Origin of the sequence: Catenulispora pinistramenti (assembly GCF_018274385.1) — a bacterium.
Classification (GTDB): domain Bacteria; phylum Actinomycetota; class Actinomycetes; order Streptomycetales; family Catenulisporaceae; genus Catenulispora; species Catenulispora pinistramenti.
The window spans coordinates 1-13,247 of record NZ_JAAFYZ010000020.1; the positions used below are offsets into that span (position 1 = coordinate 1).

General features: G+C 65.2%; 12 protein-coding genes. 7 read left to right on the forward strand and 5 right to left on the reverse strand.

Annotated elements, in window-relative coordinates:
- Positions 1–326 precede the first annotated feature (326 nt).
- Positions 327–620 (reverse strand): hypothetical protein, encoded by a 294-nt coding sequence (locus KGQ19_RS08425; protein ID WP_212008536.1) that lies wholly within the window; start codon positions 618–620, stop codon positions 327–329.
- 844 nt (positions 621–1,464) lie between these two features.
- Here KGQ19_RS08425 and KGQ19_RS08430 point away from each other — a divergent pair.
- From KGQ19_RS08430 to KGQ19_RS08450, 5 genes are all read left to right on the forward strand, one after another.
- Positions 1,465–2,301 (forward strand): vWA domain-containing protein, encoded by an 837-nt coding sequence (locus tag KGQ19_RS08430; RefSeq protein WP_194922740.1) that lies wholly within the window; start codon positions 1,465–1,467, stop codon positions 2,299–2,301.
- On the forward strand, positions 2,298–3,110 hold the full coding sequence (locus KGQ19_RS08435) for a hypothetical protein (RefSeq protein WP_194896065.1): 813 nt from the start codon (positions 2,298–2,300) through the stop codon (positions 3,108–3,110). Before KGQ19_RS08430 ends, KGQ19_RS08435 begins: the two co-directional genes overlap by 4 nt.
- Positions 3,111–3,115: 5 nt before the next feature.
- Complete coding sequence (locus KGQ19_RS08440; RefSeq protein WP_212008537.1) at positions 3,116–5,245, forward strand: hypothetical protein; 2,130 nt, start codon at positions 3,116–3,118, stop codon at positions 5,243–5,245.
- Between the two features lie 133 nt (positions 5,246–5,378).
- Positions 5,379–5,969, forward strand: a complete 591-nt coding sequence (locus tag KGQ19_RS08445) for a restriction endonuclease (RefSeq protein ID WP_194922737.1) — start codon at positions 5,379–5,381, stop codon at positions 5,967–5,969.
- A 42-nt stretch (positions 5,970–6,011) separates the two neighbouring features.
- On the forward strand, positions 6,012–6,398 hold the full coding sequence (locus KGQ19_RS08450) for a hypothetical protein (RefSeq protein WP_194893306.1): 387 nt from the start codon (positions 6,012–6,014) through the stop codon (positions 6,396–6,398).
- 194 nt (positions 6,399–6,592) lie between these two features.
- Here KGQ19_RS08450 and KGQ19_RS08455 read toward each other — a convergent pair whose 3' ends face one another.
- Entirely contained in the window at positions 6,593–7,093 is a 501-nt protein-coding gene (locus KGQ19_RS08455; RefSeq protein ID WP_212008538.1) for a YfbM family protein, read from the reverse strand.
- A gap of 73 nt (positions 7,094–7,166) precedes the next feature.
- Here KGQ19_RS08455 and KGQ19_RS08460 point away from each other — a divergent pair, with 73 nt between their 5' ends.
- Positions 7,167–7,334 (forward strand): hypothetical protein, encoded by a 168-nt coding sequence (locus KGQ19_RS08460; protein ID WP_194893305.1) that lies wholly within the window; start codon positions 7,167–7,169, stop codon positions 7,332–7,334.
- Positions 7,335–7,779: 445 nt separating this feature from the next.
- Here KGQ19_RS08460 and KGQ19_RS08465 read toward each other — a convergent pair whose 3' ends face one another.
- On the reverse strand, positions 7,780–8,961 hold the full coding sequence (locus KGQ19_RS08465) for a pentapeptide repeat-containing protein (protein WP_212008539.1): 1,182 nt from the start codon (positions 8,959–8,961) through the stop codon (positions 7,780–7,782).
- A gap of 90 nt (positions 8,962–9,051) precedes the next feature.
- Between KGQ19_RS08465 and KGQ19_RS08470 the strand changes: the two genes are divergently transcribed.
- Entirely contained in the window at positions 9,052–9,630 is a 579-nt protein-coding gene (locus KGQ19_RS08470; RefSeq protein ID WP_194893303.1) for a hypothetical protein, read from the forward strand.
- Between the two features lie 92 nt (positions 9,631–9,722).
- Here KGQ19_RS08470 and KGQ19_RS08475 read toward each other — a convergent pair whose 3' ends face one another.
- Positions 9,723–11,915 (reverse strand): DUF8548 family protein, encoded by a 2,193-nt coding sequence (locus KGQ19_RS08475; RefSeq protein ID WP_194893302.1) that lies wholly within the window; start codon positions 11,913–11,915, stop codon positions 9,723–9,725.
- A 314-nt stretch (positions 11,916–12,229) separates the two neighbouring features.
- A complete protein-coding gene (locus tag KGQ19_RS08480; protein WP_194893301.1) occupies positions 12,230–13,234 on the reverse strand; it encodes a C40 family peptidase in 1,005 nt (334 codons plus the stop codon).
- Positions 13,235–13,247 lie beyond the last annotated feature (13 nt).

Genomic DNA, 13,247 nt, shown 5'->3' on the forward strand with positions numbered 1-13,247 from the left:
CAACCAACCCCGACGCTCAAGAACCTGACAGCAACAGTCACCGCAGACAGGCTTGATGCGGCATCCTGGACGGCATGGACACACCATCCGGCGAGTTCGTCCGCGTCCTGGACTACCACCTCGACTCAGGACACCCCAAGCCCGTCGAGGCGCTGCAGGCTTGACTGCGCGAGCGGGGCATCGAGGAGATGCCCTTCGGCGTCGATGACGTCCTCCTCATCGCCCCCTGCGGACGTGACGAAGAAGGCAACTGGGACCGCAGCGTCAAAGTCCACGTCCGCGGTGCAGCACTTCGCCGACTCAGCCTCCATCCTGACGAGCCGACCTCATCGATCGAACCGCAGACCTGAAGTCTTGCTGTCACGACCAAGTTCGTTGAGCCCCCATGCTCCGAGCCAGTTGAACAAAAATCCGTGGGCCCGGCGTCCGGAGTTGTGCCATTTGTTGACGCGGGTGCGCTCGGCGACTTCGGCGGTGTCTAGGCGGAAGTCCTCGATCAGCCAGTGCAGGTAGGCCCGGAGGCTTTCCAGGCTCTCGACGGTCTTGGCGTCGGCGTGCTTGTCGGCGACTTCGGCCGAGGCCGCGGGGGGGTGTGGAGCAGGACCGCGAACTCCCACCACGTAGTCATCATCGGCTCGGTGAACGCGGGGTTCCCGAGCGCTGCTTGATCCTGAGCGAGCTCGGATAGTTCCAGACATAACGAACCCCTCGGTCTCCAGCGTGTGATCAGCGAGCCGAACACCACCAGGCGCGTCACCCTCCGTCTCACTGCAACCGTCGTTGCGTGGCTGGCCGCGACCGGCGCACGCTGTCGTCCGTCACGCAATTCGGGCGACGGTTCACACATGCTTCGGCTTGATGTCCGGTCTCGCCGTGGCCGGGAGTCCAGCGGACGTGGGAGGCCCTTCTCGTCGCGTCACGCCGCCACGGACGCCGCCAGAGATAGGCGGCCACAGCTGGAGTGCAGACGACTCGTCCCTGATTTCGCCAGGACTGCGGACGCGTGCCCGGTCCACGAGAAGGCCGGTTGGTCCGACGGGCGTCGCGGCTGCCGCAGCCATTGGTGGTGCCGGAGATCGTCCTCGGGTCAGGAGACTCGGTCAGCGTCGCGACGGACGTCCCGCGGATGCGGTGGCAACGCGTGGCGCAGAGGTTCGGGGTCCGGACGTCCCCTCCGCCGTCGAGAGGCTGCGACCGCCAGCCCTTTGACATACGTGCACCAATTGCGGGCGCCGTTGCTGCTGATCCACTGCCCGTACGGCGCGCGTGCGCCTACAGTTTAGGCCAGCGGCCCGTCAGAACCAGACCGCTTCGTCCTGTAAGCCAGCGATACACACGCCGATTCCTCCATGCGCCACACTGCTGTGCGCGATCGGTCACTGCCTGTATGATCGGCGGCCAGCCGCAACAACAGAACTCTGATACAGCAACACTCTGGCGGCATCGAATCGATGGGGGATGCCCGTGACCTACACGGCCGAAATCAGCAGGTCCAATCCGGGATGTTTCGTGTTCCTGGTCGACCAGTCCGGGTCGATGTCCGATCCGATCGGCGGCGAAGCCCCGGGCCGCAAAGCCGACGTCGTCTCCGACGCCATCAACCGGCTGCTTACCGAGCTGTCCGTGAAATGTGCCAAGGAAGAAGGCGTCAGGGATTACTTCCACGTGGGGGTCATCGGCTACGGCCAAAGCGTCGGCCCGGCGCTCGGCGGTCCGCTGTCCGGGCGTGACCTGGTTCCGCTGAGCCAGATCGCAGACAACCCCGCGCGCGTGGAGGAGCGGTCGAAGAAGGTCCCGGACGGGGCCGGCGGCCTGGTGGAGACGACGGCGAGCTTCCCGGTGTGGATGACGCCGATCGCCAACGGGGGAACGCCGATGGTGGCCGCCCTCGGCTACGCGCGGCGCCTGATCGGGCAGTGGTTGGACGAGCATCCCGGAGGGTTCCCGCCGATCGTGCTGAACCTGTCCGACGGCGAGTCGACCGACGGCGACCCCGGCATCGCTGCCGGCGACATTACGTCCCTGGCCAGTGCCGACGGCGGTGTCCTGCTGTTCAACCTGCATGTCTCGTCAGTCGGTGGCACCCCCGTCGAGTTCCCGGACACCGACGCCGGCCTCCCCGACGCCCACGCCCGAACCCTGTTCGGTATCTCTAGCTTCCTTCCGGCCCACATGCGCACGTACGCCGCCGCACAGGGCAAGAAGGTCAGCGACGGCACCCGAGGATTCGTCTACAACGCTGGCATCAGCGCCGTCGTGCAGTTCCTCGACATCGGAACCCGTGCCACTGAGCTGCGGTGACCGCCACACCAGGCTACGTATCACGGTTCCTCGTACCGAAGGACGGGAACAACGCCGACCAGTGCGAAGACGCCCTGGTCGTCTGGCCGCCGGCCGCGTACGACGAACCGGTCATCGGGGCGTTCCTGGCGGTCCTGTGCGACGGGGCTTCGGAGAGTCTGCTGGCCCGCGACTGGGCGAACCTGCTCGCTGAGCACCTCGCCGACCGGATTGACCGGCGGCCCGGCACCGTACGTTCGCCGCGGGCTGCCGCCGCGGCGATCGCGGAGGCGGCCCGAGGTTGGGACAGTTGGCTGGCCGCGTACATCGGGCGCCGGGCAAACGGCGGCAAGCCGCTAGCCTGGTACGAGAAGCCAGGGCTCGAGCGCGGAGCCTTTGCCACGGTATTGGCCGTCAGCGTTCGCCCCGACGAACACTGCTGGCGATGGAACGCGGCCGCACTTGGAGACACCTGCCTGTTCCATGTCCGCGACGATCAACTGCTGCAGGCGTTCCCCGTCACGGACCCGGCGGAGTTCGGCGTCACACCGGCGCTTGCCGGCAGCCGCAACGAGGACGCCGCGCTGCTCGCCCGGCACATTGCGGTCGCTGCCGGAGACTGCGACTCCGGCGACGTTCTGTTCCTGGCTACCGACGCGCTCGCCGCGTGGTTCCTCGCCGAAACCGCGGCCGGTAGGCAGCCGTGGAACGTGCTCCGCGAGTTCGCAGGCCAGGAAGCGTCGGAGTTTCAGGCCTTCATCACCTTGCAGCGAGCCGCTGGAGACATGCGTAACGACGACGTTGCCTTCGTCCACTTCGACTTCGGATAGGGGCCATGGCCGGAAACCAGATGTTCCCCAGCGGCGCCGACTACGCCGAGGCGATCCAGAACCCCCAGTTCTGCTTCAACGATCCCGACCTACGCGACGGACGCCCGGCGCTGACCAACCTCAGGCAGCCCAAGCCGATCTCCGGCAACTTCGCCTCGGTATTCTCTATGACCGCACCCAACGGCCGGCGGTACGCGGTCAAGTGCTTCACCCGCGACGTCGCCGACCAGCGCACCAGATACGAGGCCATCAGCCGCCACCTCACGACCATCGACGACCGCACCCTGTCACAGCCGTGGCGTATGGACTTCACCTACCTGCCAGACGGGATACTCATCCGCGGCAAACGTTGGCCCGTCCTCAAAATGGCCTGGGTCGACGGCACCGGTCTGATCAGTTGGTTGGAGACATACCGTGCGGACCGCACCGCCGTCGGGAACCTCGCCGATCGTTTCGCCGAACTCGTGACCGACCTCGAAGCGAGCAGGATCGGCCACGGCGACCTCCAACACGGCAACCTGCTCGTAGCGCACGACGGCACTCTGCGGCTGGTTGATTACGACGGCATGTACGTGCCGGCGTTGTCCAGCGCACGAGCCGCCGAGGAAGGCCACCGCCACTACCAGGCACCGATGCGGAAGAACTCCGGCGACTTCAGCGAAACCATCGACCGGTTCTCCGCATGGGTCATCTATCTGTCCCTGACAGCGCTCGCCGCCGACCCCAGCTTGTGGGATCAGCTGCGAGCGACAGACGCCGAATACCTGTTGACCTGCGACGAGGACTACATCACGCCATCAGCCTCCTGGCGGCTCAGCCAGCTGATCGCGGTCGGCGGGGAGACCGGACGAATAGCCGAGATGGTCCGCGAACTCGCCGGCAAAACCACACAATCAATGCCAAAACTGCTACCGGCACTGCGCACCACGCAGGCGAACCCCGTGAACAGAGCATCCACGGCACCCGCCGCCGTCCACCGGCCGGCATGGCTTGACGACCACATCGAACGGACACCTCCTCCCGCGCCGACGCGGTTCACTGACCGCCGCGTGTCCGACGTCATCTTCGCCATCGCCGCCGTGATGACAATGGCCCTGGGCGTCCTCGGCATCGTCCTCGCACCGCTGATGGCGTACATCGGCGCCGCCGTAGTCATGGCCAGCCTCGTGATCTCCGACCTTGGCAGGCGCGCTCGACCGGAGTGGAGAACCGCCCGAGACACCCACCGGTCACGCGCCAAGCAGATCGCCGCCTTCGGCGACCCGGCCAGCCATCTACAACACCTGGAGCGCGACCACTTCAAACAGGACGCGCAGATCACGCAACAACTAGAAGGCGTTGCGCTAGAACAGCGAGAGACGGTAACCCGGCGGACGCACGACCTAGCGCGCGTCGACCGGATCCTCGCCGGGCAGCTCTCCGCGATCTCCCAGCGCAAGCAGCGGCTCGAGACTGACCACAGCCTGCGAGCTTCCTCAGAGCTCCAACGGATCCAGGCCGCCCACGTCCAAGACCGGCTGCGTCGCCACACGATCCACCAGGGCATCAAAGGCATCAACGGCCTGGGCCCCGCGGCAGCGGCCACCCTCAGTGCGCACGGTGTCCACACCGCCGCCGACATCGAGATCGTGCTGGTTGCCGGAAGCAGCAAATACCCCACGCGCATGGCGTACTTCGTCCTTCCCAACGGCAGCAGGACGCGGATCGACGGCATCGGAGAAGTCCGAGCGAAAGCGCTGCTCGCATGGCGTGACGGCCTGACCCGCGAAGCGCTGCGCAGCGCGCCGAGCACGCTCTCGGCCGCCCAGCAGTCCGCGCTGCGCAACGCCCTGGCTGCCGACCTCGCTCGCTTGGATACCGAACGCCGCACGGCCGAGGACGCGGCGAGGGTCGAGAAGACCAACATCAACGTGAACGCCGGACAAGGGGCGACACGGCTCGCCGACCGGCACCGGCAGCTGACCGCGGAGCAGACGGCGGCCCGGGCAAAGTTCACATCGCAGACCGCTGCATTGCGAGACCAAGTCAACCAGCGGACTCACGTGGTTGCCGCGGCGGATGCCGAGCGTCGTGCGCGTCGTCGGCTCCGGCTGCACCGGTACCTGTTGTTCGCATTATTTGGATCGTCACGATGACTCTGCCTGACCTCGTGACCGTAGGGAACCTGTCGTGACCCGCCGAGGCACGTCAACCACGACGGATGTGACGGTACTTGCCACCCGGTTGGTGATGATGACCGCCGTGGGCATGGTGAAAGCCGTCAGGAGGATGCCATCGCTCATCCTGTTGGCGGTCCCCGTGATTCTGGTGGTCGTGGGCGAGGACAGCGCTGCGGACCCGCTGCGCGGCGCCGCCGTCACGATCGTGACCGTCGCGGCCGCTGGACTGTTCGGCCGCTGGCGCTACCGCAGATGGCAGCAGCACCTGGCGGAACAAGCGGCAATGCAGCGGCTGCACGCGCTGCGCGCGCAGCACATCTCGACTTACCACTCGATGAACCCCCGGCAGTTCGAGGAAGCCCTGGCCTACCTCTGCGGTCGCGACGGGTGCGCCGGCGCCGCAGCCACCGGAGGCTGTGGCGACCTGGGGGCGGACGTCGTCGCCGTCACCCCCGACGGCCGACGACTCGTCATCCAGGCCAAGCGGTACTCCGCCGGAAACAACGTGTCGGGTCCGGACCTGCAACGGTTTGGAGGCACCTGCTTCGCAATCCACGGCGCGCACGTCGCCGTCGTCGTCACCACAGGCGGGTTCACCAAGCAGGCCCGCGCCTATGCGGCCAGCGTCGGCATCCGGCTGGTCGACAACGGGGTTCTTGCTGCCTGGGCGTCGGGAACCGGCCCGCCCCCGTGGCAGTGACCCCTATAGTCGAACCCTGATTTACCCGCTAACGTCAGCCGAATGAACAGCATACTGCGATACTGGGGATATCTCGCAGCACTCGGCCTCGTCCTGGCGTGGACAACGCACAACCGCAACTGGGTCCTGATCCTGGTGCTGTCGGTCGTGGTCGTCATCTACAGCTTCTTCCGAGCCCCAGCGTGGTGCGGGGCCCCGATCCGGAAGAAGGACGCCTACTGCCGCAACAACGCCTACGGGCTGCTGATGGGATGTCACTTGCGGCAGCATCGATGGGAGAAACTCAAGATGACCGTCGCGCCGAAAAGGTGGCGCGAACTCGTCGGGCGCTGCCTGACCTCCACGCAGCAGAAGCTGGCCGTCCTGGCCGGGATCGCGGGTTCGATCTCGACGATGCTGGCCCTGATCAAGGTCTTGGCCAAAGCCTGAGCACTATTCGTGAAGTGCGCGACGGGTGCAGGCGTAGTGGACCTCGGTGGTGCTCTCCTTACTGAGGTCCAGCGGATCGTGCATACCGCAGGAGGGGCCAGAGCTTCTCGCCCGAGCGCTCGATCATGGTCCAGAACTCGTCGCCATCCAAAGCCCTCAACCCTCCCTCAGCAGACCGGCGGTGCCGGAAATCGTCAGTCGAGCCAGACGATGACGGCCTGGCCGCATGCCGCGGCAGCCGCGAAGAACAGCGCCAGATCGCCGTAGTAGCCCCGGGCCCAGTCCAGCTCGCCGGGCGAGTCCCAGCCCAGCGGGTAGACCTTCGCCTCAGCCAGCTCGCCGACGCCGACCCTGCGGATCAGGTCGTCGTAGGACACCCGACTCATCTCTCGCGCGGCCACCCCAACCCGCTCGACCGGCACGAACCGCGGCGGGCCGTAACCCCAGTCCCCGTCTTCCGCGAACGGCTCCTCGCCATGGACGACATCCACCGGGAAGTTGAAGCGCCGGAACAAGAACCCCAGCATGTCCCACGTCTTGTAGGTGGTGAACAGCCGCGCGTCCGCCGGCGGGAGTTCCTGCTCGTCCTCGACATCCTGAATCTGCTCGATGAGCTCCAACGCCCAGTCCGGATCGCTCACAGCCCGGGTCAGCTCGTCCGGCGTGACCCGCAGATACTCACCGATCATGCTCATGCGCGCCAGGATAGAGCGCCCGTAGGACAAGCAGTGAAAACGTCCGTCAGACCCGCCTGCCATCCTGAGCCTCATGTCATCCATCGAAGCGTTGCGACGTGAACATAACGCGGAGGACGGCACGTTCCTCCTGCTCGCTCGCGCCGAAGGCGTATGGAACCGCGACGCCTTCAACCGGTTGCAGCGCGTCATGCGCGAGGTCTGTGAGGAACTGGCCGACCGGGACCGGATCGACCGATGAATCGCTGACGCGTTCTGGTTCGCCGAAGGCTTCGTCCGCGAAGACCAGTCCTTCGCCCGACCCGAGCCAGCGGAGTACTTCGAGGAGGCGAACAGGAGGATGTTCGACCTCTGCTCGTGGCTGTTCAGCGGCCAGAGCCCGTACCTGCCGGGCCACGACTGGCCCGACCCGTAGCCCGCCAGCCTTCCCACCAAACTTTCGTAGGCGAAGAGCAGACGAAAACTCGATGGGAAAGCGAAAGATTCAACGGGACCCTACAGCCGTTAAACTGGTGGAGTCCACATATCTGAACCGCGTCGTATTCTCTGTCCCCGGTCAGGCGACGAGTTCAGTCGTGTCGTGGGGCCTTGTCTGAGGTCGGCTGCTGTCACGTGGGTCACGTTGCGGCTGGCCTCAGCTGGCGTCAAGGAACTCGCCGACACAGAAGGGCATGAGCAAATTCTGGTTACGGCTTTGCGGGCACGCCCGGCGGGTTCCGCGCGGCGTCGGGCGGGGCGAATCCGTCGGGCCACACTGACAGGCGCTCGCCGAGGAACATGGCGCGGGTGAACGATGGCGGCGGGTCGGGGAAGACCGATCGGTAGAACCAAACGGCCTCGCCGAAGGTCACGTGGTCGAACGACGTGGTCGCCGCGAAGTGAGCATCGGTGAAGTGTGTGATCTTCGTAAAGGTCGCGCCGTTGAAGCTGGCCGAACCCGCGAACCGGGATTCGCGGAACGCCGCGCCCATGGCAAATCGAGTGTTCTTGAACGATGCGTCGCCTCCGAACTCGACGTTGGCGAACCCTGTGACGCCGTTGATCTGCACGTCGTCGAACCGTACGGCACGGTCGAACTTCACGCCGTCGAAGTTGGCCCAGCCGAACAGAGCGCCCTGGAAGTCGACCTCGTTGCCTTGGTGGAAGTGCGCGCCCCTAAATATGGCGCCTCCGTCAAACGCTGTGTGGTCGAACTCGCAGATCCCGTCAAACTCGGTGTCGACGAAGTAGGCGCCTGCGGTTTTGGCGTGCCGCAGTGAGACATTGGTAAGGCGGGCGCCGCTGAGGTCAACTACGGCGTTGGCCCAGAAGCTCTTGTGGTCGGGTCGCAACCGTGCGAACACTGTGGCCTGGGCTGCTGCACGAACCTTTACTTCACCCGGGTCCGCGGTGTTTGGATCGTACGGAATGCACAAGTAGGCACACAGCACTTCCATGCAGGTCTGCCTGTCGCGTTCTGAGTCGTCCGCTATTCGGGCGAGAGCGTAGACACCGCCGAGTCGCACTGCGGCGGCCGTGTTCCCGAGCTGGGCTATGGCTTGCGTGTATCGCTCGGTGAACAGCTTGTCCTGGTCACGTATGTGGTTGGCCTCGTCGGTTCTCTGCTTCCGATACGCGACGTAAAGGCCGGCGACCGCGCCGGACCCACCGACCACCAGCAGCGCGGTTTTCGCGACGTCCAGCCGGTTGGCCTTAGCGCCCGGAATCAGCCACAACAGCAGCAGGTAGACCCCAGCTGTGCCGATGACGCCGGCTACCAGTAGCGCCGCGTAGATAGCAGGGAACGGCCGTGGGCGGTACGGCCGCGGCTCTCGGTCTCGACGAAGCGTCAGAACACGACGGTATCTCTTCTGCACGCCCGCACTCATGGCCGAAGGCTAGCCGTCGCGTCATGGCGCGGGTGGCGTATTGCCCCGAACCGGCACCAGCGCTCGTCATACCGCGAGAACCTATGGTCCATGTCCATGCCGACCTGGCTCGCTACAGTCCTGATCGCCGCTGGCACTTCCGTGGTGGCGCGGATGGTTCCCGACCTGACCGTCGTGTCGCGCCTCGATGCGCGCAAGGCCCGTGTGAAGGCGGTGCACGATGCCCGCGACCGCTTTTCGAACTGCGTGATTACGATGCTCACGCTCTGCGGGGCGCTCGCGGCTTGGGACATCCCTGATGACGTATCCGATGTTGTGCGTGCGCGGCTGGAAGGCGAGAGCGAGCGATGGCGGGGGCTGATCGATGAGACCACGGTGTGGTTGATCGACAACTCGGCGTTCTACGCGCTGAGCTGGCCGCGTAATCTACGGGTCATCGCCGGCCGGTACGCCACCGAGACGCGCGGCGTGTGGCTGTCTGAGCGGACCGAGGCTGACAAGGTCCGGCTGCTTGGGGACCTGACAGCACACATTCAGTCGATCTACTTCATCCGTTTGTGGCGGGTGATGGCCAGGGCTGAAGCGCTGCGGAACGTACAGAACGCATTCGATGCGCTGAACTCTCCGCCGGTGCCCATGCCGCTTCCGGTTGTCGAAGAGTCGCCGTGACACGCGCGGAGCCCAGCGGCATGACACTGCCGACTGGTGACGGGCTGTCAGACTACTCCGATGCCGTTAAGCAGGAACCTGTCGGTCGAGCATCACTGTGTGGTGGAATCGTCCCTAAGCGGGTCGACTCCGGGGGCGGCTGCTTCAGCGGCCTCCGGAACTCCGAGATCCGCCAGCACACCCCGCCAACGCTGTCGCCAGGCGTCTCGCGCGTGTTCGTCCGCCATCATCGCGTCTACTGGCACTTCCTGGCCAAACGGCCAGAGGGCATCGGGTTCAGCGGCGAGGCAGAGACGGGCAAGAAATGCCCGGCGCACCAAGTCACGCATACGGTCGACGGCGAATGCGAGGCTGACGCGGGGAGGCATATCGCTGGGCGCCGTCGAAAGACCTGTGGTGATGTCGCGTAGGTCTTTCTCGCTGATGCTCCCTCCGTGCACCAGTTTCGAGCGCAACTTGTAGAGCCTGCCTACATCTTCAAAGATTGCGCGCCCGGAGTCCACCTCGGTCACCAGAAGGGCAGCCGCGCGTCCGCGGAGACGCAGCGAGATCGCGTCAGTCTCATTGCCGTCGCTGATCAGAACCGCTTCGAGTGCGGTGGCCAGGTCAACGATCGCCTCATAGTCATCGTGTGCCTCGTGTGCGCGATTGAACCGGTACAACGCGACGTCGAATGTGGTCGTCACTTTGCCCGCACGTTTGACCTTCGCCGCGTCCAGGTATCCTCCGAGAGCTGCGAAGGCTGGGGCGTGGCCTGTGTTCAACTTGACGACTCGCTGCATCAAGGTGGATATAGCGCCTTTGCCGAAGACGTGATGCGCGGGGTAGCGCCTCGATACGGAGCTTGCAGGTCCGGTGATCTCCCAGCAAGACTGATGAGTGCCGGCCAACAGTAGTCGGGCGAGTAGGAGGAACCGATCAACGTCGCCCTCGATTCGGCGACTCGCCGCATACGCCTCGACGGGGGAGCTCGACGTGGTTGCGATGACCAGGCTCTGTGGAGGGTCGAACGTGTGGGGAGGACGCTCGTCGAGCGCCCGGGGAATCATCTCCTGAGTCCGTTCGAGAAGACTGCCTGGTCCAGTCTCCGGGGAGACAGTGATTTCACCGATTTTGACCGGCTCATCGGTCTCGGTGGTGAGGTGCGAGACGACGCGGCAGCAGTGCAGCTGCTCGGTTCCCACCTCCAGAAGTGCGAGCCAATCCTCGATTGTCTGGCCCACGAGCTCGTTGTCGGCCTCGAAGTCAGCCAAGGCGACGGCGCAACGCGCGATCGCTGCTTCGAGAAGCCCGAAGATGTATGAGTTTGCGAATTCTAGATTCGGCTGCCTCGGCGGAGTCGTCGACAGCATGAACCGCTCGGGGAAGAGGCGCTGGACCGCGGCTTCGAGTTCTGTGAACTCCGGCAGGCCCATCACATTGCTTCCTTCGTAGTCGTTGCCGACGCGCAGGAAGGGCCGGTAGACCGAGGCTGGCACAACTCTCAGCTCAGCAAGCGCCGGGAGCGCAGCACCGACAAAGGCACGTGCAACGGTCCTGAGGTGGTCGGTCGTGGTGGCAAGGTCGCGGTTGCCCCTGTAACCGGCCTGGTACTCCCAGATCTCGTGGTCTAAGGCGCTCAGGTCGGCGCCAGTGCGCTCGGCAGCAGCCTTAACCAATTCCGCTGCCGTGTCCGAGGACAGAGCATCCTCTGTGACACCGAGCCCTGCGGCGACAAATCGGACGATCATCCGGTCTGGTTTCACGTCAGGCAACCCCAGCAGCATCCGCAGGTAGCGCCAGGAGATTCCCGCCTCCTGGGCGGGGACCGTCAACCATGCATCTCGTGCATCTCGGCCGAGATCCGTTTCGTCGGCTTCGACAAACTGCTCGGCGGAGTCGATTCCGAGATCGACCAAGACCTTGGCCGCCAGAAGCACAGCTTGGCCCCTGCTGGGCGCATCCGGCTGTGTCGACACCCTATTACGTGTGCCGATCTTGTCGATGAACTCGGTGACGCCACCAAGGCGCTCGTAGAGGCCGAGAAGATCGGTCAAGGAGTCCTTCGACGGGTCAGCCCCCTCCCGCATACGGACAGTCCGGTACCGACCGATGACGCCTCGCGCAATTGGGTACCGTGTCTCGATCGACCAGATCGAGCTGATAACCGCGAGCGCAAGGCTGCCCGGGTGTTCCGTCACCAGTGTCCACTCGTCCTGGGGCCGCAGGTGCTCGGCGCACGCACCAACGATGCGCTCTACATCGCTGAGACTGCCGTCTTGTGCTCGCAGAGCCTCGTCGCTCAAGGCTGCCTCCTTTGGATAGCAGAACCTTCCCACAACGACCCGCAAGATCGCCTGAGGATGAGGACAGGCTGGGCCTGGAGAACGCCGACTGTAGTCGGCTGTCGAGTTGAGGACTGCGGCGGTAGCAGCCTCATACCCGAGAACCACCCGCGTGGTGGAAGCGCGGACGCTCTCTGCGAATGACGCTGTGCCGCATCGTCAGGCGGCGGCCAGATGCGTAACCGGGTTGCATCCAACGCAACGGGCAATGGCCTAGCTGTCGGGGATCTCGCCACTGCGGTTAGGAAACACCAGGTCAGTGGCGAGAATAATGTCTAATTAAGCTGACGCCGGATCGCGACAAGGTTCTCCCTCCAGTAGCCTGCCAGTGGGCTTAGTTGGACGTGCAATCCGGTGTGTGGTGCCTCCACCAAGATCCCCTGGCCCAGGTACATACCGACATGTCCTGGTGCGGTCACCGTTCCGTCCGACCCTGCTACGAACAGTAGATCGCCAGGTTGAAGGCTGTTCGTGTCGTAGACAGGTATGCCGACGGTGGACTGTGCGATGCTGCCGCGTGGGATCGCGATGCCCGCGGCGCGGTAGGCCATCATCATCAGGCCGGAGCAGTCCCAGCCGTCGGGACCGGTCCCGCCCCAGATGTATGGCTTCCCGATTTGCGCTAGAGCGAAGCTGATGGCCGTGACTATCGGCGCGGGGACCCCGGCTGGTATGTGGTAGCCGGCCGCCTTGGCAGTTGCTGCGGCGACCGCGAGGCCGCTCGAATCCTGTGGTGTGCAGTTCGCGCCGCCGGTGAAGGCGGCGGCGAGGGCTTGGGCTTCGTCTTGCCATTTGGCGTAGGCGTAGGGGAAGCCGCTGTGCTGGACTGCCTGAGCTGCGTCGGTGGTGGACATCGAACGCCAGCCCGGGACCTGGAGCAGTCTGCTGTAGAACTGCCGGGCGGCGTACGCGGGAGTCAGGATCTGCGCGGGGCTGCCCCAGCCTTGCGACGGTCGTTGCTGGAACAGCCCCAGGCTGTCGCGGTCTCCGTAGTTGAGGTTCTGGAGGCCGGATTCTTGGAGGGCGGTGGCTATGGCGATCGCCTCGCCGGGCGCCGGGACGCCCATGCTGATGCCGACTTCGGCGATGATTTGGGCGTTTCCGAGCCGGGCGGCGCTCAGATTGCCGGTGTTGGGTGAACCACCGTTGAAGCCGGCCGTGCAAATAGATGTCGTGGTTGAGACGGGTGCTGTGATGATGGCCCCTGCTATGGCGGCGACTGCGGCCACGGCGAGCAGGGGCGCGGATATGGCGGCGGCTATCGCGGGCTTGACGGGCATTGTGCCCTCCTCA